Source organism: Candidatus Pelagibacter sp. PS_06 (assembly GCF_059418045.1).
Genome location: NZ_CM182078.1, coordinates 796899 through 816170, shown reverse-complemented (window position 1 = coordinate 816170; position 19272 = coordinate 796899). Strand labels below are relative to the sequence as shown.

Below are 19272 nucleotides of genomic sequence, written 5' to 3'. Positions count from 1 at the left end.
TATTTCTAAGTTTTCAAAGAAAAAATAGCCCAATTAAGGGCTATTAAAAAATTAGAGGGAATCTATATTTATTTAAAATTGTTCAGATTCAGTTGAACCTGCCATAGCAGTTGTTGAACTCTTTCCACTACTGATAGTATTTGATACTGCATCAAAATAAGATGTACCAACTTCTCTTTGGTGTTTCACACTTGTGTATCCATCTTTTTCTCTAGAAAATTCTTGTTGTTGAATTCTAGAGTAAGCAGTCATACCTTCTGCTTTATATTTTTCTGCTAGTTCAAATATAGCTATGTTTTGAGTATGAAACCCAGCTAATGTAATGAATTGAAATTTGTAACCCATCTTAGCAATTTCTTGTTGAAATGAAGCTATCTCGTCATCACTTAAATGTTTTTTCCAATTAAATGAAGGTGAACAATTGTATGCTAATAACTTTCCAGGAAATTTTTCATGTATTGCATCTGCAAATTTTTTAGCTTCAGCAAGATTTGGGGTTGCTGTTTCACACCAAATTAAATCAGCATAAGGTGCATAGGCAAGTCCTCTTGAAATAGCTTGTTCAATTCCATCTTTAACATAAAAGAAACCTTCTGGAGATCTCTCACCTGTTAAAAATGGCTTATCATTTTCATCAAAATCATTTGTAATTAATTTTGCAGCATTAGCATCTGTTCTTGCCAAAATAATCAAAGGTACTTCTGCTATATCTGCTGCAAGTCTTGCTGATTTTAAATTTTTAACCATTGTTCCAGTGGGGACCAAAACTTTACCTCCCATGTGTCCACATTTTTTTTCACTAGCTAACTGATCTTCAAAGTGAACACCTGCTGCACCAGCTCTTATAAATTTTTTAGTCAATTCAAATACATTTAATGGTCCACCAAACCCGGCTTCACCATCTGCTATAATTGGCAACATATAATCAACAGAGTCTTCTTTCTTCATATCACCATCTTGTAATTCCATGTGTTGAATTTGATCTGCTCTTACCAAGGAATTATTCATAGTTTCGACTAATTTTGGAGCACTGTCATAAGGGTAGAGTGATTGGTCAGGATACATTTCTCCTGCGGTATTTGCATCAGCAGCTACTTGCCATCCACTAAGATAAATTGCTTTTAATCCTGCTTTAGCATGCTGTACCGCCTGGTTGCCAGACAATGATCCAAGCGTATTAACATAAGATTCTGAGTTTAATAAATTCCAAAGTTTTTGTGATTGATTTTTACACATAGAGTATTCAATTTTAATTGAACCTCTAAGACGTTCAACTTCTTCGTCTGTATAATCACGTTTAATTCCAGCAAATCTTTTTAAATCGTATGAGATATTCTCTGCACTCATTATTAGTGTTCCTATGAAGTTAGTATTTTTTAAAGAAAATTGAATTAGTTGGAAAGGATTAGTTATTATCGTCTAAAGACTTAATAAGGTCACTCATTCCACTAGAACCCCAATCACAATGATCATCTCTCATGTAGATCCCTCTACTATTATGTTGATCAAAATCTTCTTTTTTTATGATTTGAGCTTCATTTTCATTATTATTTAATTTTTTATTCATATAAAACTTATAATTTACAAGATTTACAATAGCCACTTAATTCGCAAAAAAGCTTGTAAATCAAAGAAAAAAATTGTAAAAATAAATTTACAAAATTTACAAATAGTAAATATGAGTCAAATAAATTTAAAAATAGGCCCGAAAATCAAAGCTTTTAGAAGACAGCTAGGTCTTCAGGCGAACAAATTAGCAGAAGACCTAAGCATATCTCCAAGTTATTTAAATTTAATTGAAAGTGGAAAAAGAAAAATAGATGGTGATTTACTATTAAGTGTCTGTGAAAAATTAAATATTGAGTTATCAGATTTAACATCAAAGACAGATCTCAACTTGCAAAATACAATTTCTGAAATTTTAGATGATAGTTTATTTGAAGATTTAGATATTTTGGGACCTGAAGTTAAAGATTTAGTTAGTACTAATCCTAAAATTGGTAAGGCAATTGTAAGGTTAGGTGACATATTAAAAAAAAAAGACCATGAGCTAATTGATAAGATTGAAAAAATATCTGGAAAGATCGTTGATAATAGAAAAAATTCGTTCCCAGGTGAAGTTATTTCAGATTTTCTTCAGCAAAATCGAAATTATTTTCCTAAGTTAGAAGAGTTTGCAAATAAAGTTTTTGAAAAAATTCAAAAAAATAATCGAACAAGATATATTGCTTTATGCGAATATTTAAAATCTGAATATTCAATTAAAGTTGTAGATGTAATACCAGAAGAGAATAAACCTTTTTCAAAAATTTATCATAAAAATAAAAAAGAACTTTTATTAAGTGATTATAGTTCATTAGAAACAAAAAAATTACATGCAGCTGCACAAATAGCGCAAGAGGGAGCTAACAATGAAATCGATGAATATTTATCAAAATTTAGTTTTCCCTCAGAAGAGTCAAAAAAATTAACAAAGGTAGCTTTATTAAATTATTGTGGAGCAGCAATATTAATGCCTTATAAATTTTTTCATACTGAGTGTAAAAAACTTAAATACGACTTGGAACTATTACAAAATACATTTGCAACTTCATTTGAACAAGTGGCACACAGGGTTACCTGTTTGCAAGATCCAAAACTTCCAGGAATTCCATTTCATTTTTTAAGAGTAGATATGGCAGGGAATATCTCTAAAAGATTTTCTTTATCAGGTATAGATATACCCAGATATGGAGGAGCGTGTCCAAGATGGAATGTTTATTCTGCATTAACAAGACCAGGAGTTATTCAAGCTGCCGTCAGTAAGATGACTAATGGTGAAAAATATGTTTGTATTGCAAGAACTGTTGAAAAAGGCATTGGACGATTTGGACAAGCAAAAAGTATATTATCAATAGGTCTTGGTTGTGAGGCTAAGTATGCAAAAGATTTTGTATATACAGAAAATGTAAACATTAATGACAAGTCAACAGAAATTCCTATAGGAGTATCTTGTAGAACTTGTGATCGATTGGACTGTTCTCAAAGAGCTTTTCCACCATTACATAAAAAATTTGATGTAGATTTAAACTCAAGAGGAGTTTCTGTTTATGTTAGTGACAATAATTCTTAGATAATGATCAAATATATATTACCAGCTATTATTATCTTTTTAATTGTTCTTTTTTGGGAAAAAATTACTAAATATGTTGAAAAAAGATTTAATATTAGGTTGAACTATATAATTGTAAGTTCAATTATAATTACTATTGCTATCATTCTTTTACTTCTTAATTATTAATAGTCATGATTAATATTGATAATTCCAATTACGAACTTGTTGAATCTGATGAAGTTTTTACCTTTAAAAATGAAAATACAACACTAGGATTTGTTCGTTTTAATGACAAAGGAGAGGTAGAATATATATTTGTTAATCCTATTTTTAGAAAACAAGGATTTGCAAAAAAATTACTTAAACTTGTTAAAGAAAAAACAGGTAGAAAGATCACACTTCAAGAACCAATTAGTCCCTTGGGTCAAAAATTATTAAATTCAATAAATAAATGGAAATAAATTTATTATTTTTTTTTACAGTTGTTCCAGCAATTATATTGTATGGAATTGCCAAGTCTGGTTTAGGTGGATCTATATCATTAATTTCAGTTCCTTTAATGACATTGGTGATGCCTTTGAGTCAGGCATTAGCAATTATACTTCCAATTTTAATATTTTCAGACATGATCGCAGTATATAGGTTTAGAAAAGAATTTGATTTAAGTACTCTTAAATTAATAATTCCATTTGCTGGAATTGGAATCTTAATAGGATCATTAACGTTTTCATATTTTTCAGAAGAGATACTAAAATTTATTGTTGGTGTAATGGGTTTTGTTTTTACAGTTCATTATTTTTTATTTAAAAAAGATAAAGAAGAAAAGTCTAAAAAGAATATTTTTAAAGGTGGAATATGTTCAGCTATTGCTGGGTTTACAAGTTTTTGTGTACACGCAGGTGGTACACCTACAAGCATTTATTTATTACCATTAAGATTAAAAAAAGAAATTTATGTTGGAACTAGAGTTATCTTTTTTACTTTTGTTAATTTAATTAAACTTCCATTTTATATCCATTTATCAATGATGAACCTTCAAACCTTTAAACAATCAATCATACTGGTACCACTAGCTATTGTTGGAATATATATTGGATATAGAATTCTTAAAATGATAGATGAAAAATTATTTTATAATATAATTTATATATTAATCCTATTTTCTAGTTCTAAATTAGTTTATGATTATCTTATTAATTATATGTGACAATTTCTTAAATATTAGAAATTTACTCATTAAGTACTATTAATCTTTTATGATTAAAATTTTAAATAAAAAATTTAAACCAAGAATTAAAGCGCGTATTAGAAAAAATAAAAAAATATTAAATCAAAATATTGATAGTTTTTTTGGTTGGGTTAAAGGAGCTAAACTTGTTGAGCTTAAAGAATGTAATACTGAAGAAGATCCAGTTAGACCTGAACTAGATAATGACTTTAGAACTGGGTACGGTAGAAAAATATATGGAGTTGAGTACAAAGGTGAAATTCATGCTGTTATGTGTTTTGCTTATACAAATATAATTCCAAAAAGTGTCGATGAGTTAGAAAAATTAAGCACTGATGCTTTTTTACAAACTGCGATGAGAGATCAAAGCGGTGGTCAAATTGCTATTGCTTACACGGTCTGGTCTAAGAAAAAGGGCGGTGGTAAATTAATAGTTAAAGAAGTATTTAAAAAAATTAAAAAATCAAATCATCTAAATAGATTGGTCACACTTTCCCCATTAACTGAAATGGCAACTAATTTTCACAAAAAAAATGGTGCTAAATTGGTACAAATAAATCAAAATACTCAAAACTTTGAGTACAAAATAATATAAATATATGAAATTTCTAAAACTGAATACTCTTATATTTTGCACTTTAGTATTTTTACCTTATTCTTTGCTAATGGCTTATGAAGAACCTAATTATAAAGTTGTTCAAAAAATTGAAATTTATGAAATTAGAAAATATTCTGATCGTTTGGCAGTTGAAACTATAGATTCTGGCTCTGAGAATAATTTTAGAAAACTGTTCAATTATATATCTGGAAGAAATGAAGATAATGAGAAGATAAAAATGACAACTCCTGTTACACAATTTGAAAAAAATGGAAACATGAGTATGCAATTTTATTTACCTTCTAAATTTAATTCTAAAAATGCACCTAAACCAATAAAAGAAAATGTAAGTATTGTAAATATTGAAGGGGGTTATTATGCTGTTATTAGATATTCTGGAAGAGCTAGTGATAAAAACTTTATTAAACATAGAGATATTCTTTTAAAAGAATTAGAAAAAAATAATATTATGACTTCAGGCCCCCCTATAAGAGCCACTTATGATAGTCCTTTTACTCTTCCAATGAACAGAAGAAATGAGGCAATGTTTAAAATAGTTTATAAATAAAATTCAATTATTTTAAGGGTTCGCTCTTTAAGATAAGTCCTAAAGAGCTCCCTTATTCAACCTCTTCGGCTTTTAAATCCGATTGGATTTTTTTAGTTTGTTTTATGGATTGTTTCTTCAGCTAAGTGTCAGGTGGTGTAAGTTTTAACATAATAACCTCCGTGTTATAAAGGTAAGTATTATAAAAATAATTTCAATTTGTTTATTTGTTTTTTATGTAAATATACTTCTTGAATACAACCTGCCGCTTTAGTAGATTCTCGATAATTTATTTAGTTCTTCTTAAATTATTTTTTATCAATTAATTCACTAATAAAATTTTCACCATAACCATCATCTACAGCTTTTTGAAAATAATTTTTATTATCCTCTGCAATTTTTTCAGCTTCTGGAAAATCTTTTAATAGATCTTGAATGTAAGTTAAGTCTTTTACAGAATTAGTTGCTGTAAATTTAAATCCTTTTGAGTCTCCTTTAAGTAATGCATCAAAAATTCTAATTAGTGCAGCCGAATTTCCAGATCCAAGTTTAGCAACATCAAAGATTTTTTGTAAATCAAGATCAAATTTTTTTGCAGCTTTTGTCATATGATTTATCAAAGCAGCATTCCCCAATGTTAAAAAATTGTTTAAAAGCTTTGATTTTGCACCCATTCCAACAGGGCCAAAATGGAAATAATTTTTACAAAAAAATTTTAGAATTGGTTCTGCAAGTTTGAAATTATCATCTGTAGCACCAACAATACCACCTAAGACACCCTCTTCTGCTTGCGTTGGGCCTCCCATAACAGGACATTCAACATAATTAATATTGTTAGATTGATAAATCTTTTCAGTTTCAATTGATCCTGTTTTATTGTGAGTTGTAATATCGATAATTAGAGTTTTTTCATCTAAAATACCAGAGAGCTTTGATGCTATTTCTTTAGCAATAGGTGTATTAGTTACACATTTAACTAAAACATTTAATTTTTTTTCTTTAAATTCCTCTAAGGTTTTTACTTCGTTTGCACCTTCGTTAACAATTTTTTCAATTGGCTCTCTATTTTTGTTAGCAATTACAAATAAGTTGTTACCCTTGTTTAAAATATTTTTAGCTATTCCATAGCCCATGTAGCCAACACCGATAAAGCCAATATTATTCATAGAATGAAGTTTACATGATAATTGAATATGTATAAAGTTTAATTATGAAATACTTATGTGCTTTAAGAGATCTATTAATAAGTCTTGTTGCATCAACTATTATTATTTATGCAATAAATATTGTTGCTGGTTTTGCTGGTGCAGACTATGTGTTTAGCCATGGGGAAACTTTTGTTGTCTGGATCTTAATGGCAATACTTGTTAACAATTGTTTGAAAAAATAATCTAGATATTAAATTTTATTTTTAAATATCTCGGTCAATCTTAGATAACACCATAATTAATTTAGATTGAACAGCCTTTACTGAGTATTTTTATCTTAAAATTTCTCACCATCAACTCTATCTCTTAACTAAAAAGGGCGTATCTCTTTTTTTTGTCTGAGCTAATTAAAATAAACTTTGTTTTACTGAGTTCAATTTTCATAATTAAAATCAAAAATTATTTAAATTTTAACTTTATTCAACATAAATAAAATAGTATGAAATTAATGTGGATCAATTTAATTCAAAAAACTATTCAATTTATGCTAATTTTTTAAATAAGTTAGCAAATGATTTAACTAATTTTTATTACTCTAAATTAAATAAAACATTCAAAATATCAAATAAACTTAAAGATAAAGGATACGATCCGGTCACAACATCTGACAAAGCTTTTGAAAAATTTATTAGGTCTAAAATCAAAAAAAAATTTCCTAATCATCAAGTTATTGGTGAAGAGTTTGGTCACAAAAAATCTAATAGTGATTTCACTTGGGTAATTGACCCAATAGATGGCACAAGATCATTTGTTATTGGAAATCCTACTTGGAGCAATCTTATTTCATTAAATTTCAAAGGAAATCCTATTTTAGGTTTGGCTAATTTTCCAGTTTTAAAAAAATATTATATTAACCATTCTGATAAAGCTGCATATGTAGTTGATAACGGTAAAAGAAAAAAAATATCAGTTAATAAAAAAGTTGCTTTCAAAGACGTAAAAGTTTCAGCAGCATTTCACGGCTGGCTCTCCCTTAATAAACAAAAAAAAATTCCACAAATATTAAGATTGATGCAATTTCCCTGTAGTGATGCATTAAGTTATTCACATTTAGCAGAAGGTAAAGTTGATATCGTAATTCAATGTTCAAATAAAATATGGGATATTCATCCATTAATCCCAATAGTGAAAGCTGCAGGGGGATATATTTCAACTTGGGATAATAGAGATGCAGTAAATGCAGGCAATATCTTAGTTTCCTCTAATAAAACTATTCACAATAAGTTTTTAAAATTGTTGAAACCTGTATCAAAATGATTCCAAAAAAAGCTCAAGAAATTTTAGATTTTTGGTTTAAAGAAACTTCATCTGAAAAGAGATTTAAGAAAGACGAGTTGTTTGATAAAACTATAAAAGATAGATTTTTAAATGATTATGAACTTGCAAGTCAAAATGAGTACGATGATTGGCAAGATCAACCAATGAGTGCGCTAGCATTAGTCATTCTTTTTGATCAATTTTCAAGAAACATGTTTAGAGATGATAAGAAAGCTTTTGCACAAGATCATAAAACAAGATTAATTGTTAATGATGCGGTTTACGCAGGTTATCTAGAATCTATGAATGAAAGTGAAAGATTTTTTATGATATTACCTCTAATTCATAGTGAAGAGATAACGGATCATGACATGGCTTATTATCTACTTAACAAATATCTAAAAGAGCATGAGGGATATGTTCAAATTAAAAAATTTTGGAAAGATCACACTAAAGCTATTAGACAATTTCATAGATATCCTCATAGGAATAAGATTCTGGGAAGAGAGTCTACTGAAGAAGAATTAACCTTTTTAAATGGTCCAAACTCTTCCTGGTAACTGTGAATTTAAAATATATTTTTAAAATAATTGATTTTGATGAGTGGCAAAAAGTAAAACAATCAGAAACTTATTTGGGATCATCTAAGGATATAGCAGATGGTTACATTCATTTTTCAGGAGAAGATCAGGTTAAAGGAACTCTTGAAAAGTATTACTCAAAACAAGAAAATCTAGTTTTACTAAAGGTTGAAACATTAAAATTGGATCATCTAATTTGGGAACAAGCATCAGATGGTAATATGTTTCCTCATTTATACTCTTCATTAGATCTATCTAATGTTGTAGATGAATTTGAAATTAAACTTGCAGATGACGGTATTCACAAGCTACCAGATGATTTTAATTAATTAAGTTTTCCTAAATAATTAACCATCACAACACCAACAATAATTAGAATAATCCCAATAGTTCCATAAATATTTGGTATTTGATTATATTTAAGCATTGCAAATAAAACGACACCAGTAACTGTTAATCCACTATAAGTAGAATAAGCAAATCCAACTGGTAGTGCTGACATTGCTTTTGAAATAGAAAACATTGTAATGCACATAAACAAAATACACAAAATTGATGGAGTTAATTTTGTAAAACCATCAGATATTTTGGCAAAACTATTTGAAGCTATACCAAATGAAATTCCTATAGCCAAGAATAAATAACTAAACAAAGGTTTCATGTTTAATTATTGCCTAACAAATTAACCATCAAAACTCCAACTATGATGAAAGCTAATCCTATTATTGAATAAAGATTTGGTATTTGATCAAATCTAAATATTCCAACAACTACAGTTGCAATAATAGTTAATCCTGCAAAAGAAGCATAAGTTATTCCCATTGGAATATTTTTCATCACCATTGAAAGTGCATACATACATGCAACAATTGTTATACCAGTGGTGATACTTGGAAAGAGAAGGGTAAAACCTTCAGCACTTTTTGCAAAACTATTTGAAGTCACTCCAAGCAAAACTGCTAAGATTAAATAGCCATAGGATGTTGCGAGACTCATTTAATAATATTAAATGAAATCTCGCAAAATATATATAATTATTTAGGTATCTTAGTTGCACCCGTTTCAAGAGAAATCATTTTTCCATCTTGATATTTAAATACCGCCATTACTGCTTCTGTATTTCCATCATTAAATGATACAAATGCATGCTCAACACCAATTTCATCATTTTCAAAAACCACTCTTATTTTATCTCTTTTAATGTCACCACTCATAGCCCATTTAATTACATCTGCTTTTCCCAAAACATTACCTGATGCATGCATAGTAAACTTATAATCATCATGTAAAATTTCATTCATTGCAGCTTCATCTTTAGCTTCCATAGCAGCATTATATTTTGCCAATATTGACATATTTATTATCCTTTGTATTGTTCTAGGAGATCATCTCCCATTGGGGTTGTAACTGAATTAGCCAAATCTACGCCAGCTGCAGCTCTTTCTTTATGAAGCTCATCATCAGCCTTAAAACCCTCAAGACCTTCCATGGTATCAAATCTAATTATTGCAGTGATTTTAGTTTCATTGCCTTTTTCAGATCCGGCATAAAGAAATGTCATTCCATATTTTTTGATTTTTTCTGAATTGTTGTGAACCATTGCTTTCCATTTAGCAAAAGTTTCAATTGGTCCTTCTATTTTTACTATCATTTTTAACTCCTTTTTGTTTATTTAGCGTTAAAATCTATAATATCATCTGTACACTCAACAAATTTATGAGGTTCATAGAAATCATTCATAGACTCTAATTGTTTGTTAATTGCATCTGGATCATTACCTTTCCACCAGCAAAACATTGTTAAGTTATCACCTGGCGTATTCCAGCTCATTTGACACTTTGCATTTTCACTTGTCATAGCTTTGGTCATATCTTCCATTGACATTGAACCAGTAACTTCTATCATTTTAGCTTTAGCTTCTTTTGATTTAAAAGTGTGTGTTACTATGTAGTTTTTCATTTTTGTTTTCCTTTCTTTTTATTCACTAAATATGAATCTCATTTCATCTTGAATAGTTCCTTCAACTGCAACTTTCTTTAATTGTTTTTGAAGGTTTTGATATTTTTTATCAGCAGACATTTTTGCATCAGCTTCATTATCACCTTCAAACATAGGGCCAATAACTGTCTCTCTAATTGTTCTTGGATCACCACCTATTTGAAATGAAAAATAAATCCCATGTTTTGGATAATATTTTTTTCTAACTTTTGCTAATCCTTTGCCAATCTCCATAGCTTTGCCTAGCATGTCGTCTTTAACTCTCATTGTTCTTGAATAAATTGCCTGCACTGTTTTCTCCTTGTTTAGAATTATTATAATTAAACGTTACAGTTTCTAATGATGTCCAATAAGAGCTAAATAGTAGCAACAGTAATGCTCTTAATGCATACCCTTATATTTGTTGATTATTTTACTCAACCTTAAGGAGAGTGAGACTAAAATGCTCAAAAATTTTAATTTATCTGTAGTTAAATTTGTTATGGTTTTAAAATGATAGATAAATTTAATGGAGTTTTTTATTTAATAGTTTTCATAATCCACTTTATTGGTTTTGGTGTTTATTCATATCAAATGACAATTGATAACCAAAAGTTTAGAGCAAAGTTTGAAATAGACGAGACCGCAGCAACTATCATGAGAATGACTGGGGCTATTTTTCTAGGATCATTTTTAATGGCTCTTTATATAATGTTTGTAAGACCAAACGGTGTTGAAGGAACATGGGCATTCTTTAATCTAATTTTTGTTCAAAATATTTGTGTCTTACTGGTGAACACTTATTCCCTTAAGATTGATAAAACAGGTGTTAAGAACGATTCTAATGAAGCCATCATCGCACCATTAGTTTTCACAATTTTAAGTGCAGTTCTTATTTTTGGATTGTCTGACAAGATTTATATCTAAAGCCAGCTAGGGTAGGGTAAGCCTTTTTCTTCAAGGAATTTCTTGTTAAACATTTTAGTAGAGTATTTATCACTTCTATCACAAAGAATGGTGACAATCGTTTTTCCAGGTCCTAATTCTTTACCAAGTCTAATAGCACCTGCAATATTAATTCCACAACTAGTTCCAAGACTTAATCCTTCATTTTGAATTAAATCATAAAGAATAGGTAATGCTTCATGATCATCAATTGAATAGGCGTTATCTATTTTAGCTTCACCAAAGTTTTTAGTTACTCTACTGGATCCAATTCCTTCAGTAATTGATCCACCTTCAGATTTTAATTCACCATTTTTTATATAATTATAAAGAGCAGATCCTTTAGGATCTGATAGATAGATTTTGATATCTTTATTTTTTTCTTTAAGAGCATTACTTACCCCTGAAATTGTTCCACCTGTTCCAGATGAACATACAAATCCATCCACTTTACCATCTGTCTGTTTCCAAATTTCTTGACCAGTGCCTTCATAATGACCTTTTGCATTTGCAGTGTTATCAAACTGGTTAGCCCATATAACTCCATTGTTATTTGAGGGTCTTAACTCATCTGCAAGTCTTGCTGCAATTTTTACAAAGTTATTATCATCTTTGTAAGGTTTAGGAGCAACTAATCTAAGTTCTGCACCTAAATTTCTAAGCAAATCTTTTTTTTCTTGCGTTTGATTATCGTTCATTACGATAATTGTTTTGTATCCTAATGAATTTCCTAAAAGTCCTAAACCAATTCCAGTGTTCCCTGCGGTTCCTTCAACAACGGTTCCACCTTTTGAAATTAATTTTTTTTCTTGGGCATCTTTTATTAATGCTAACGCTGCTCTATCTTTAACTGATCCACCTGGATTTAAAAATTCAGCTTTACCATAAATATTACATCCGGTAATTTCTGATGCAGCTCTTAATTTTATTAAAGGAGTATTTCCAATTCCTGAAATAAAATCATTTTGAATAATACTCATTAATTTGATTTTGTATCACTGTCTGGGGTAATACCATAAGGTTTGAACTCACTATCAGCTAACCCAACATTTTTAGCAGGTATTCCTACCATTACTGCTTTTTCTGGAACATCTTTGGTGATTACTGCATTAGCACCAATCTTTGCGCATCTTCCAACTGTAACAGGCCCTAATACTTGAGCACCTGATCCAATAACTACTTCATCTTCAATTGTTGGATGTCTCTTTATATTACGTTGATCATTTGAATTTATACTTGGCGCAATTCCACCTAATGTTGCCATATGATAAATAGTAACGTTGTCTCCAATGTCAGATGTTTCTCCAATTACAACACCCATACCATGATCGATGAATAAATTTTTTCCAATTTTTGCTCCTGGGTGAATTTCAATACCAGTTAAAAATCTTGAAAACTGAGAAATGATTCTTGCAATCAAATCAAATTTTGCAACGCTAAAAAAATTAGCAATTCTATGAAAGAAAACAGCTTTCACACCCGGGTAAGTTAATACCAAACTTAGCTTAGATTTTGCCGCTGGATCTCTGTCAATTATAGATTGTAAGAAGCTATTCATGTTATTTTGTTGTCTTGATAAAAAGTTAGTCATCATATAGTTATTAATTTTTGAATTTAAAGGAGAATTATGTACAAAAATACAAACTGTTTTCACTTGGCTGTGCCATGTGGGGATTTAGAAACTGCAAAAAAATTTTATAATGAAGCACTAGGATGTAGACTAGATAATTCCGCTCAAGAGTGGGCTGATGTTGATTTTTGGGGAAATGAACTTACTCTTCATGCAAGTGATCATAAATTAGACAGTGAAAGACATGATGTTGATATGGGAAATGTTTCTGTCCCACACTTTGGTGTTCATTTATCAAGAAAAGATTTTGATGCTCTTAAGCAAAGATTAAAAGATAATGGTACAAAATATTATGACGAACCTTATTTAAGATTTAAAGGTACAAAATATGAGCAAGAAACTTTTTTTGTAAAAGATCCTAACGAAAATATTTTAGAAATTAAAACTCTTACAAGTAATCCTGAATAACTATTAAATGATAAAAAAAGTAGCTGCTTATAGTGAAATTTTATATCATTTGATAAACTTTCGAACTGAACAATTCCAACAATTAAAAAAAATGATAGGAATTGATTACGATTCCTTCATGATACTATCTGTTATGGGGTCTCATTATTTAAAACATAATAATAAATTAGGAGAAGATTGGGACACTGTATGGGAAGATATAAGATCATCAAAAATAGATGAGCTTTATAGTGAACAAAAGTTAACAATTTATGCTGTAGCAAACATTTTAAATTTACCAAAAGAAACCGTTAGAAGAAAAATTGAGCTTTTAAAAAAAAAAAATTAATAAATCATTCAACTAAACAAGGTCTGTTGCCAACAAATAAAACTGAAGAACTAATGAAACCTTTTGCTGGAATTGAATTGAAAACTCTTTCAAAATTTCTAAAAAATCTAAAAAAAAATGGTACATTAGACGCAGTTCTAAATTTTAAGGATTAATAATAATTTTAAAACCTATTTTGGGTTTATATGACCTAAATTGGGTTTTATTTTAATAGGATTATTTTTCTTTTTCTGTATTTTTATATGAAATGAAATTTATAAAAATATTTTTAACATCACTCTGTTTAATAATCACAACTGTAGCTAATGCAGATGTAGCATCTCAAGCTTTAAATAAAGTATCTGAAAAAATATCAAATTTGATACCTGGTGAAGGAATTACTGAAGTATCTTTAGATTATAATGATGGTGATGAGGACCAGTTTAATTTCTCAATATTAGGGGTGAGAGATATTGAAGCCACAGATAATTCTAATTTTTTTACTCAATTTAGTTTGATGAACCAGGAAATAAACAGTTCTGGAAGAATTATTGGAAACATAGGCCTAGGTTATAGAAAACTATCTGAAGATAAAAATTTTATGTTTGGCGCAAATACTTTCTATGATAGAGATTTGACAGATGGTCAAGACAGATTAGGCCTTGGTATTGAAGCCAGAGGTTCTATTTTAGATTTCAATGCAAACAGATATCAAAAAATTTCAAATTCAGAGATAGTAGATGGAGACAGAGAACAAGTTTTATCTGGATGGGATTATAATTTAACATCACAAATTCCAAGAGCTCCATGGGCAAGAATAAACCTTAATGGTTATGAATGGGAAACTGAAAAAGGTTCTCAAAATCAAAAAGGTAATATTTATTCATTAGAATTAGACGTAACAAATTCTGTAGAAATTGTTGCAAGCTTAGACCAATCAGATCTAAATGGAATAGATGACGAGACCTCAATAAACATAAATTTTGTTTATCCTCCAAAAGATAAAATAATGGTGATGTCTGATGGCTTATCAAATGAAATGTTTGAAAAAAGAAACATGGAAGAGAAATTAAAAGAAAAAGTTAAAAGAAGAAATAAACTAGTTATGGAAATTCAAGGTTCAGTGGTGGTAACAAAAAAATGATAAATAGAATTTTAAAATTAATTTTCAGTATTACATTTATTATAGGATTTTCATTAAATGTTTATGCAGCAACAGGTGCTGCGAGTGTTTATAAAATTACAATTTCAAAAGTTGAATTGTGTGAGACAGGTAGCACAATATCCAATTGTTTAAATCCTATTGATATTACAATTGGTGGAGGAGTTGCAGATGTGGATATAGCTGCAGTAACTGCTGGAGCCTCAGCGGGAACTGTTGCAGATTTTTCTAAAGCTAGTTCAGGTAAAACTTATACCTATTTACAAGCTGTAATTAGTAGATCAATGAAAATAAAAGGATCAGTTGGTAGTTGTTATACAAAAAATAATGGAGTAGCAGGTACGGCAAATGGTTTTGCAATTGGTACTCAAACTGCGAGTGATGAGGCAGAAGTAACATTATTAGTACCTGAATTTGTTAATCCTACTCTTTACTCAGCATTAGAGGGTTCAAATTCAACAGGGTCCTCTGTACAAATTCCTGGTACAGTTACTGAAGGTGACACTCATATTAGAGCAAGACAACCATTAACAGCACCTTATACTGCAAAAGCTGGAATTGCCCCAACTGTGTTTTTGGCCTATGATACAAGTGCAGGAATTATGGATACAACTGGAACATGTGGTAGTGCGCCTACTCTATCTGCAGCACCACCGTCACAAACTATCACAATCCAAGGTCAATAAAAATATTTTGTTTAAATTTTTATCATTAATTCTAATAATTTTTTTATTTTCTATATCAAACTCTTTATCAGCTAAGAGTATTAAAGATTTTGAAAAAATAGATTTATCTAAAGATCAAAAGCCTGGAAGATTTTTTGAAGATCAACCTGATGTAACTGACGAACATCAAATTCATTTTATATATTTATTACCTGCAGATGCTGAAGACAGAGAGCTAGATATCAATGGTAAAATGCAGGATATTTTGGAAAAAGCTAATGATGCAATGTTTGAGGCTACTAAAGCAAACAAAGGTTCAGGTGGTGAGGGTAAAAAATTTAGATATGATTATAGAGAAGATGGAAAACTAGATATCACTTTTATTAGAACGAGTAAGAACTGGAAAGCATTAAAAGATAACAGCGTTAATACTCAAATGGGTCATTATTTTCACCAATTTGGTGGTTTCACAAATAAGAAGAAAACATATTTTTTATGGACCGACGTTAATGCTGGAAATCATGGTGGAGATGCTGGCGTTGGAATAGGTGGCATTTTTGTCAGAAGCAATGGTCATAACAATGAAGAAAGATTAACACAGATTAATATACATGAATTGTTTCATACTCAGCTAATGGGAATAAGATGTATTAAAGGTATGAAAAAAATTCACTATTCAGATCATTATAACGGTGGCACTGATCATATGCTAAGTGTCGGCTTTAAATTAAATAGAAATTTGTATACTCATGATATTGAAGGGTGCCCTCAGTTAATTGATAGTGTTTATCTAACTCCAACATCAAAAGATCCTTACAATCCGTATGAAATTATGTGTGAAAGAAATCTTGGAAAGTACACACATCCAAAGCTAGTTAAGATTATGGCTAAAGCTGAAAAATCAAACAAGTGGTACAAGAATAGAATTGGACCAACTTGTAATTGGAGAAACTGGACTAATAAGTTTGACTGGTTTGGACCAATGAATTAAATATTGATAATTAATCTTTTAAGTAATAGCCTATAAATATTATGGCTGTTAACTACAAAGCAATCGCTAAAAAATTAAAGTTTGAAGGAAGAGCTTTTATCAATGGCAAATATGTTAACGCTATTGATGGTAAAAAATTTGAGACAATAAATCCTGCAACTGGTGAAAAACTTTGTACTGTTGCAAAATGCAATCACAAAGATGTTGATCTAGCAGTTAAAGTTTCAAGAAAAGCTTTTAATAGCGGTGTTTGGTCGAGAAGTTCACCAGAGCATAGAAAAGAAGTTTTATTAAAATTTGCAGAATTACTTCGAAAACATGGAGATGAAAATTCAGTTTTAGAATGTGTTGATACTGGAAAACTAGTTACAGATTGTATTAATGAAGTTGCTAATGATGCTCCAATGCACTTTCAGTGGTATGGAGAACTTATTGATAAAGTGTTTGGAAAAGTTGGTCCAACTGAACCATCAATTACAAGTTTAATAGTTAAAGAACCAATAGGTGTTGTTGCAGGAATTGTTCCTTGGAACTTTCCTTTAATGATGGCTGTTTGGAAAATGGCACCAGCATTAGCTGCAGGTTGCTCAGTAATAATTAAGCCAGCAGAAGATACCCCTCTTACCGCAATTAGAGTTGCTCAAATTGGTAAAGAGGCTGGAATTCCAGATGGTGTATTAAATGTTCTTCCAGGATATGGAGATGTTGGAGAAGCACTTGGTCGACATAAAGATGTTGATGCAGTTTCATTTACAGGTTCAACTGAAGTAGGTGGATATTTTTTAAAGTATTCGAGTGAAAGTAATTTAAAACCTGTAGCACTTGAAATGGGTGGTAAAAGTCCATTTATAGTTTTAGAAGATGCTAAAATTAATGATGATCTAATTGATAATGCAATAAATTCTGCTTTTTGGAATGGTGGGCAAAACTGTTCTGCAAATATGAGACAGATAGTTCATAAAAAAGTTAAAGATGAGTTTTTAGATAAAGTTATTAAGAGAGTAAAAAAATTAAAAGTAGGCGATCCATTAGATTTAAAATCAAATATGGGATCAATGATATCAAAAAATCATTTACAAACAGTTGATGGGTATATTCAAAAAGGAATAGATGAAGGAGCAAAACTTTTATCTGGTGGAGTATCGAACAATAAACAAAAAGGCTTTTATGCAAAACCAACTTTATTTGATGGATTAAAAGAAAACATGACAATAGCCCAAGAAGAAATTTTTGGACCTGTTCTTGGTGTTTTAACAGTTAAAAGTGATGAAGAAGCTTTAAAAGTTGCAAGTAATTCAAAATATGGATTACATGCAAGTGTATTTACTCAAGATATTAATAGAGCATTCCATCTAGCTAAAAGCTTACCATGTGGAACAGTATCAGTTAATACTTTTTCTGAAGGTGATATCAAAACTCCATTTGGAGGGTATAAACAATCAGGTTCATTAAGTAGAGATCAAGGTACCGAAGCTCTTAATTCGTTTCTTCAAACAAAAACTATCTGGATTAGTCATCAATAATTGCTGCAACCATTGAGTTAAAAAGTATAGATATATATCTTTTATAACTTTATTTCCTTTGACTCGCTTTATTCATTCGCGTTAAACTTATTTTTTAAATTAATAGGAGAGAGATAATGAGAATAATTAAAACTACACTTGTAGCTGGACTTATTTCTATATTTGCAACTTTTTCAACATTTGCTGAAAAAGTTAAAATCGGAGATCCAGGTTGGACAGGCGCAACAGCTATTGCAAACTTATTAGCTGCAGTTGTTAATGATAAAATGGGTGGAGAAGCAGAACTTGTTCCTGGTAACAATACTGCAATCTACGGTGCAATCGACAGAAGTAAAGGTGAAATCGAAGTTCACCCTGATATCTGGCTACCAAACCAACAAGCTTATACAAATGATTTAGTTCCAAAAGGAACTTTAAAATTAAGTAGCAAACCATATGAAGGAAACCAAGGTTATTGTGTTTCTCAAAAATTTGCGAAAAAATTTAACATCACTGCAATTGAAGATTTAGGAAGACCTGAAGTTGTTAAAGCTATGGATAGTGATGGCAATGGTAAAGGTGAATTTTGGATTGGTGCAGATGGTTGGGCGTCAGCTAATGTTAATCAAGTTAAACTAAGAGATTATGGTTTATATGATGCAGGAATTGAGCCAATCAGAGCAGCAGAAGCTGTTAAAAATGCAAGAGTGCTTGACTCTATTAAAAAAGACGAAGGTTATGCATTTTATTGTTACAAGCCACATGCAATTTGGGGAATGGCTGATGTAGTTATGTTGGAAGAGCCAAAATTTGATCCAGCTAAATACAAAATGGTACAACCTAAAGAGGATGCTGACTGGTACAAAAAATCTTATGTTGCTTCGAAAGATGCGCTTAAACAAATTCAAATAGGTTGGGGTACTTCTTTAGAAGGTAAATCTCCAGCTATTGTTGAGTTTTTTAAGAACTTTCAATTAACTGCAGACGATGTATCGGCTATGGCTTATGCAATTTCAGTTGAGAAAAAACAACCAGCTGATGTAGCAAGAGCTTGGATGAAAGCTAACAAATCAACAGTTGATGGTTGGTTAGGTCTTTAATCTAAATAAAATAAATTATTTATACCCGGCAATTTTATATTGCTGGGTATATTTTCCTAAATAAAAGAGAGT

The 19272-nt window shown here is 30.1% G+C and carries 29 protein-coding genes; 18 read left to right on the top strand and 11 right to left on the bottom strand.

All coding sequences use genetic code 11. The features are described 5' to 3' along the window. Nucleotides 1–72: 72 nt before the first annotated feature. Complete coding sequence (gene aceA / locus AC5SLZ_RS04180) at nucleotides 73–1347, bottom strand: isocitrate lyase (RefSeq protein WP_028036779.1); 1275 nt, start codon at nucleotides 1345–1347, stop codon at nucleotides 73–75. 58 nt (nucleotides 1348–1405) lie between these two features. Continuing rightward, a complete protein-coding gene (locus AC5SLZ_RS04175) occupies nucleotides 1406–1567 on the bottom strand; it encodes a hypothetical protein (protein WP_435162444.1) in 162 nt (53 codons plus the stop codon). A 111-nt stretch (nucleotides 1568–1678) separates the two neighbouring features. On the opposite strand from AC5SLZ_RS04175, the gene AC5SLZ_RS04170 reads away from it, so the two are divergent. From AC5SLZ_RS04170 to AC5SLZ_RS04150, 5 genes are all read left to right on the top strand, one after another. Beyond that, nucleotides 1679–3112, top strand: a complete 1434-nt coding sequence (locus AC5SLZ_RS04170; protein ID WP_494615064.1) for a helix-turn-helix domain-containing protein — start codon at nucleotides 1679–1681, stop codon at nucleotides 3110–3112. Nucleotides 3113–3285: 173 nt separating this feature from the next. Then, complete coding sequence (locus AC5SLZ_RS04165; RefSeq protein ID WP_494615062.1) at nucleotides 3286–3555, top strand: GNAT family N-acetyltransferase; 270 nt, start codon at nucleotides 3286–3288, stop codon at nucleotides 3553–3555. Next, the gene (locus AC5SLZ_RS04160; protein ID WP_028036782.1) at nucleotides 3546–4301 is read left to right on the top strand and encodes a sulfite exporter TauE/SafE family protein; all 756 of its coding nucleotides are present in this window, start codon (nucleotides 3546–3548) and stop codon (nucleotides 4299–4301) included. The genes AC5SLZ_RS04165 and AC5SLZ_RS04160 overlap by 10 nt, the downstream gene beginning before the upstream one ends. A gap of 49 nt (nucleotides 4302–4350) precedes the next feature. Continuing rightward, nucleotides 4351–4917, top strand: coding sequence for a hypothetical protein (locus AC5SLZ_RS04155; RefSeq protein WP_028036783.1), 567 nt, complete (start codon nucleotides 4351–4353; stop codon nucleotides 4915–4917). A 4-nt stretch (nucleotides 4918–4921) separates the two neighbouring features. Beyond that, nucleotides 4922–5488, top strand: coding sequence for an SOUL family heme-binding protein (locus tag AC5SLZ_RS04150; RefSeq protein ID WP_494615061.1), 567 nt, complete (start codon nucleotides 4922–4924; stop codon nucleotides 5486–5488). A gap of 287 nt (nucleotides 5489–5775) precedes the next feature. Here AC5SLZ_RS04150 and AC5SLZ_RS04145 read toward each other — a convergent pair whose 3' ends face one another. Next, nucleotides 5776–6633 carry an NAD(P)-dependent oxidoreductase gene (locus AC5SLZ_RS04145; RefSeq protein WP_494615060.1) on the bottom strand — a complete coding sequence of 286 codons (858 nt, stop codon included), beginning with the start codon at nucleotides 6631–6633 and terminating at the stop codon, nucleotides 5776–5778. A gap of 44 nt (nucleotides 6634–6677) precedes the next feature. Between AC5SLZ_RS04145 and AC5SLZ_RS04140 the strand changes: the two genes are divergently transcribed. From AC5SLZ_RS04140 to AC5SLZ_RS04125, 4 genes are all read left to right on the top strand, one after another. Further along, nucleotides 6678–6857: a hypothetical protein gene (locus AC5SLZ_RS04140; protein WP_028036786.1), complete on the top strand. Its 180-nt coding sequence runs from the start codon at nucleotides 6678–6680 to the stop codon at nucleotides 6855–6857. A 268-nt stretch (nucleotides 6858–7125) separates the two neighbouring features. Next, nucleotides 7126–7932, top strand: a complete 807-nt coding sequence (locus AC5SLZ_RS04135) for an inositol monophosphatase family protein (RefSeq protein WP_494615059.1) — start codon at nucleotides 7126–7128, stop codon at nucleotides 7930–7932. Continuing rightward, a complete protein-coding gene (locus AC5SLZ_RS04130; protein ID WP_196228258.1) occupies nucleotides 7929–8492 on the top strand; it encodes a DUF924 family protein in 564 nt (187 codons plus the stop codon). The genes AC5SLZ_RS04135 and AC5SLZ_RS04130 overlap by 4 nt, the downstream gene beginning before the upstream one ends. A gap of 2 nt (nucleotides 8493–8494) precedes the next feature. After that, nucleotides 8495–8842 (top strand): DUF952 domain-containing protein, encoded by a 348-nt coding sequence (locus tag AC5SLZ_RS04125; protein WP_028036789.1) that lies wholly within the window; start codon nucleotides 8495–8497, stop codon nucleotides 8840–8842. Here AC5SLZ_RS04125 and AC5SLZ_RS04120 read toward each other — a convergent pair. From AC5SLZ_RS04120 to AC5SLZ_RS04095, 6 genes are read right to left on the bottom strand one after another with little or no spacing between them, the layout of a single operon-like run. Next, nucleotides 8839–9174 (bottom strand): SMR family transporter, encoded by a 336-nt coding sequence (locus tag AC5SLZ_RS04120; RefSeq protein WP_028036790.1) that lies wholly within the window; start codon nucleotides 9172–9174, stop codon nucleotides 8839–8841. The genes AC5SLZ_RS04125 and AC5SLZ_RS04120 overlap by 4 nt on opposite strands. Before the next feature lie 2 nt (nucleotides 9175–9176). Then, nucleotides 9177–9509: an SMR family transporter gene (locus tag AC5SLZ_RS04115; RefSeq protein WP_028036791.1), complete on the bottom strand. Its 333-nt coding sequence runs from the start codon at nucleotides 9507–9509 to the stop codon at nucleotides 9177–9179. A gap of 38 nt (nucleotides 9510–9547) precedes the next feature. Continuing rightward, entirely contained in the window at nucleotides 9548–9868 is a 321-nt protein-coding gene (locus AC5SLZ_RS04110; RefSeq protein ID WP_028036792.1) for a nuclear transport factor 2 family protein, read from the bottom strand. A gap of 5 nt (nucleotides 9869–9873) precedes the next feature. Then, nucleotides 9874–10164: a hypothetical protein gene (locus AC5SLZ_RS04105; protein ID WP_023648300.1), complete on the bottom strand. Its 291-nt coding sequence runs from the start codon at nucleotides 10162–10164 to the stop codon at nucleotides 9874–9876. 17 nt (nucleotides 10165–10181) lie between these two features. Beyond that, nucleotides 10182–10472, bottom strand: coding sequence for a hypothetical protein (locus tag AC5SLZ_RS04100; protein ID WP_494615057.1), 291 nt, complete (start codon nucleotides 10470–10472; stop codon nucleotides 10182–10184). A gap of 18 nt (nucleotides 10473–10490) precedes the next feature. After that, a complete protein-coding gene (locus AC5SLZ_RS04095; protein ID WP_494615056.1) occupies nucleotides 10491–10802 on the bottom strand; it encodes a hypothetical protein in 312 nt (103 codons plus the stop codon). 201 nt (nucleotides 10803–11003) lie between these two features. Here AC5SLZ_RS04095 and AC5SLZ_RS04090 point away from each other — a divergent pair, with 201 nt between their 5' ends. After that, entirely contained in the window at nucleotides 11004–11417 is a 414-nt protein-coding gene (locus AC5SLZ_RS04090; RefSeq protein ID WP_028036794.1) for a hypothetical protein, read from the top strand. Here the strand turns inward: AC5SLZ_RS04090 and AC5SLZ_RS04085 are convergent. Then, nucleotides 11414–12415, bottom strand: a complete 1002-nt coding sequence (locus AC5SLZ_RS04085; RefSeq protein WP_028036795.1) for a cysteine synthase A — start codon at nucleotides 12413–12415, stop codon at nucleotides 11414–11416. The genes AC5SLZ_RS04090 and AC5SLZ_RS04085 overlap by 4 nt on opposite strands. Beyond that, nucleotides 12415–12993, bottom strand: a complete 579-nt coding sequence (gene epsC / locus AC5SLZ_RS04080; protein ID WP_028036796.1) for a serine O-acetyltransferase EpsC — start codon at nucleotides 12991–12993, stop codon at nucleotides 12415–12417. Before epsC ends, AC5SLZ_RS04085 begins: the two co-directional genes overlap by 1 nt. Nucleotides 12994–13062: 69 nt before the next feature. On the opposite strand from epsC, the gene AC5SLZ_RS04075 reads away from it, so the two are divergent. The 8 genes from AC5SLZ_RS04075 to AC5SLZ_RS04040 all read left to right on the top strand — a co-directional run bounded on the left by AC5SLZ_RS04075 (nucleotide 13063) and on the right by AC5SLZ_RS04040 (nucleotide 19200). Next, entirely contained in the window at nucleotides 13063–13473 is a 411-nt protein-coding gene (locus tag AC5SLZ_RS04075) for a VOC family protein (RefSeq protein WP_028036797.1), read from the top strand. Nucleotides 13474–13480: 7 nt separating this feature from the next. Then, nucleotides 13481–13801: a hypothetical protein gene (locus AC5SLZ_RS04070; protein WP_494615053.1), complete on the top strand. Its 321-nt coding sequence runs from the start codon at nucleotides 13481–13483 to the stop codon at nucleotides 13799–13801. A 26-nt stretch (nucleotides 13802–13827) separates the two neighbouring features. Further along, nucleotides 13828–13956, top strand: coding sequence for a hypothetical protein (locus tag AC5SLZ_RS04065; protein ID WP_494615052.1), 129 nt, complete (start codon nucleotides 13828–13830; stop codon nucleotides 13954–13956). A 92-nt stretch (nucleotides 13957–14048) separates the two neighbouring features. Beyond that, nucleotides 14049–14924: an inverse autotransporter beta domain-containing protein gene (locus tag AC5SLZ_RS04060; RefSeq protein ID WP_028036799.1), complete on the top strand. Its 876-nt coding sequence runs from the start codon at nucleotides 14049–14051 to the stop codon at nucleotides 14922–14924. Then, nucleotides 14921–15628, top strand: a complete 708-nt coding sequence (locus AC5SLZ_RS04055; protein WP_494615051.1) for a hypothetical protein — start codon at nucleotides 14921–14923, stop codon at nucleotides 15626–15628. Before AC5SLZ_RS04060 ends, AC5SLZ_RS04055 begins: the two co-directional genes overlap by 4 nt. A 7-nt stretch (nucleotides 15629–15635) precedes the next feature. After that, nucleotides 15636–16598: a hypothetical protein gene (locus tag AC5SLZ_RS04050; RefSeq protein ID WP_494615049.1), complete on the top strand. Its 963-nt coding sequence runs from the start codon at nucleotides 15636–15638 to the stop codon at nucleotides 16596–16598. 41 nt (nucleotides 16599–16639) lie between these two features. Continuing rightward, nucleotides 16640–18121: an aldehyde dehydrogenase gene (locus AC5SLZ_RS04045; protein WP_494615048.1), complete on the top strand. Its 1482-nt coding sequence runs from the start codon at nucleotides 16640–16642 to the stop codon at nucleotides 18119–18121. Between the two features lie 116 nt (nucleotides 18122–18237). After that, on the top strand, nucleotides 18238–19200 hold the full coding sequence (locus AC5SLZ_RS04040; protein WP_494615047.1) for an ABC transporter substrate-binding protein: 963 nt from the start codon (nucleotides 18238–18240) through the stop codon (nucleotides 19198–19200). The last annotated feature ends 72 nt before the right edge of the window (nucleotides 19201–19272 follow it).